This window comes from Campylobacter estrildidarum (genome assembly GCF_005406205.1).
GTDB lineage: Bacteria > Campylobacterota > Campylobacteria > Campylobacterales > Campylobacteraceae > Campylobacter_D > Campylobacter_D estrildidarum.
In genome coordinates, this window is record NZ_NXLZ01000031.1 from 1 (window position 1) to 2940 (window position 2940).

Below are 2940 nucleotides of genomic sequence, written 5' to 3' on the forward strand. Positions count from 1 at the left end.
TGCACCGAAGGTGGAGCTAGGATAGAAGGGACTATAGAAAAACCTTTTAAAGAAATTTGTGAGACTTTACTCAAAAAAGATTTAAAAAAACCTTTCCCTAAAATAGAACCTTTAAGTAAAGATAAGCAAAATGAACTTTTACTTAAGTCTTATTATAAAATTTATAAAAGCATTAAACATTGTAAGGATTTTAGTGAGGAGCTTTTAAAATCTTTAAACAATATTGAGGAAAGTTTTTCTAATTTAAATTTTATTTCTAATTTAGAAGAAGGTAAAGAGGTATTAAATTATCTTATTAAAGAAATAGACAAAGTTAAATTAAAACTTGAAGATGCAAAAGAAATGCAAGATTTATATGAAATCTTAGGACCATTTCTAAATCAATTTGAACTCAATTTAGCTAGGATTTATGTTTTAAATCCAAAAACTCCAGAAGATAGCTATAATAAATCTTTATTATGGGTAAAAGAACATATAGAATTCTTACAAATGATATATGCGCATATTAAAACACAAGAAAAAGCTTTATTAGATAACATCACTCCTTTAGAAGATGAGTTAGAGTTAAGGGGTTTGGAAAAATGGAAAGAGAAGGTGAAAAATGCAGAATGAATTATTTGATAAAAATCTAAAAGCTATGGGTGGCGGAGAATATAAAGAACTTAAAACCGAATTGCAAAAAATAAAAGAATTGAGAGAATTTTCTTATACCTTTGGCAAAGATAGTCTTAATATTAATATCATTAAAAAAAGAAGTTTAAAAGCTATTTATAAAAGTCCTTTGAGTGAATTAGAAGAAAAAATTGATTTTTTTAAAGATTATGATAGATATCCGGCTTTATTTTTTTATGGTTTAGGCAATGGAATTTTATATAAAGCCTTACTTCAAAATAAACATCATAAAAGGATTATTGTTTTTGAAAAAGAAATAGAAATTATTTTTATTGTTCTTAATTTGTTAGATTTAAGCGAAGAATTAAGAAAAGGACGACTTATCTTAATCTATACTCCTCATATGACATATACTAAAGCAGATACTATTTTTTCTTTAGATTCGATCAGTCGATTTTTTAAGACTTACACTTTATATACACATTCTAATTTTTATAAAAATTACGAAGAAGATATACTCAAGGTTAACACCTTAAATTTAAAAGCAATTAAAAATATAAGTCTTAGAAAAGGCAATGATCCAAGAGATGCTTTGCGAGGTATAGAGCAATTTGTTTGCAATATTCCAAAAATGATCAATCATCCAAGCTATCAAACCTTACTCAAAAAAAGAAGAAATACCAAAAATGAAAATGTAGCCATCATTATTTCAACTGGACCAAGTCTTGCTAAACAACTACCTTTGATTAAAGAATACGCAAATAAAGCCACAATTTTTTGTGCCGATAGTGCTTATCCTATTTTAGCAAAACATAATATCAAGCCTGATTATGTTTGTATGATGGAAAGAGATGAGATCGTAGCAGAGTGTTTTAATAATGATTTTAAAGAATTTGATCAAGGAATCACTTTTGTTGTAGCTTCTTTAGTCCATAAAAATACTATTGATTATCTAGAAAGAAATAAAAGATCTTACATTTTAGTTACAAGACCTTTATCTTTTGCCTCATCTTTAAAACTCCGAGAATTTGGTTATATGAGCTGTGGAATGAGTGTTGCCCATATGAATTATGAGTTAGCTAATACTTTAAACTACAAAAATATCGTTTTCATAGGACAAGATTTAGCCTATGGTAGCAAAGGTGAATCTCATACAAAAAATTTTTTACACGAAAAACTTCACGATGGACACTATCAAAGAGATTTAAATAAATTTACCACTTTAGCTTATGGTGGAAAAGGTGAAGTTCAAAGTTCTAAAATTTGGACTTTATTTAGAGAAATATTTGAAAATTTCATATCTGCAAATAATAAAAATAACATAAAAACCTATAATTGCACCGAAGGTGGAGCTAGGATAGAAGGGACTATAGAAAAACCTTTTAAAGAAATTTGTGAGACTTTACTCAAAAAAGATTTAAAAAAACCTTTCCCTAAAATTCCTAAACTTCCAAAAGAACAAAGAAATGAACTTATGCTAGAAGCCTATAAAAAAATAAAAAAACAAATGTCTTTATCTGAAACCTTTTTAAAAGAATGTAAAAAAATTAAAAATCAACTAGCCGCACTAAAAAGAGGAAAATTGAAAATTACTTTAGATCAACTTAATCAAAACTTAGATAAATTAAAAGCTCGCTTAGATTTAAAACGTTATAATTTTTTACTTGAAATTTTAGGCCCAACACTTTATCACGAAGAAAGCATTATAGCTACTTTATATGTGAAGAGTATTAAAAATGAAAGCGAAAGACAAAACAAACTTTTCGCTTGGCTTTACGCTCACGAATCTTTAATAGAAAGTATTTTTGAACTTGTAACAATACAAAATTTAACTTTAAAAAAAGCTATTATTCCTTTGCAAGATGAGTTAGAAAAAAAGAAATTAATCTAATGAGGATAAAAATCCTCATTATTGTAAAAGCTTTAAGACGTTTTGTTGAACTGCATTAGCTTGACTCATCGCATAAGATCCACTTTGAGCTAAGATATTATACTTAGAGAAATTCGCACTTTCAGCTGCGAAATCCACGTCTCTTATAGTTGATTCTGCAGCTTTCACATTTACTTGAGTTACAGTGATGTTGTTGATTGTAACTTGAAGTTGATTTTGTACCGAACCAATATCAGCTCTGATTTGGTCAAGATTTGTCGTAGCAGTTTCTACGATATCCATTACAGCCATAGCACCTTTAAGTGTAGTAACACCTGCATTTTTATAAGTAGCACCCGCTGCATTACCTGCTGAAGTTTTTAAAGGTGCAAATTGAGAATTTCCCGAACCAGCAGAGAAACCTGAACCAGTAGAGATAGTATAAACTGAAGCCGCAT

General features: G+C 28.4%; 2 protein-coding genes and 1 pseudogene. 2 read left to right on the forward strand and 1 reads right to left on the reverse strand.

The features are described 5' to 3' along the window. A pseudogene (locus CQA69_RS08755) lies at positions 1-612 on the forward strand (motility associated factor glycosyltransferase family protein); the annotation flags it as partial. Then, positions 602-2503 carry a motility associated factor glycosyltransferase family protein gene (locus CQA69_RS08760; protein WP_137621394.1) on the forward strand — a complete coding sequence of 634 codons (1902 nt, stop codon included), beginning with the start codon at positions 602-604 and terminating at the stop codon, positions 2501-2503. The pseudogene CQA69_RS08755 and the gene CQA69_RS08760, both read left to right, overlap by 11 nt. An 18-nt stretch (positions 2504-2521) precedes the next feature. On the opposite strand, the gene CQA69_RS08765 is transcribed toward CQA69_RS08760, so the two are convergent. Continuing rightward, on the reverse strand, positions 2522-2940 hold a 419-nt coding region (locus tag CQA69_RS08765), incomplete at its 5' end, for a flagellin (RefSeq protein WP_281275594.1).

Excerpts from the sequence above, each read along its gene's own strand:
- CQA69_RS08760 (WP_137621394.1), top strand. The coding sequence starts at position 602 with ATGCAGAATGAATTATTTGATAAAAATCTAAAAGCTATGGGTGGCGGA.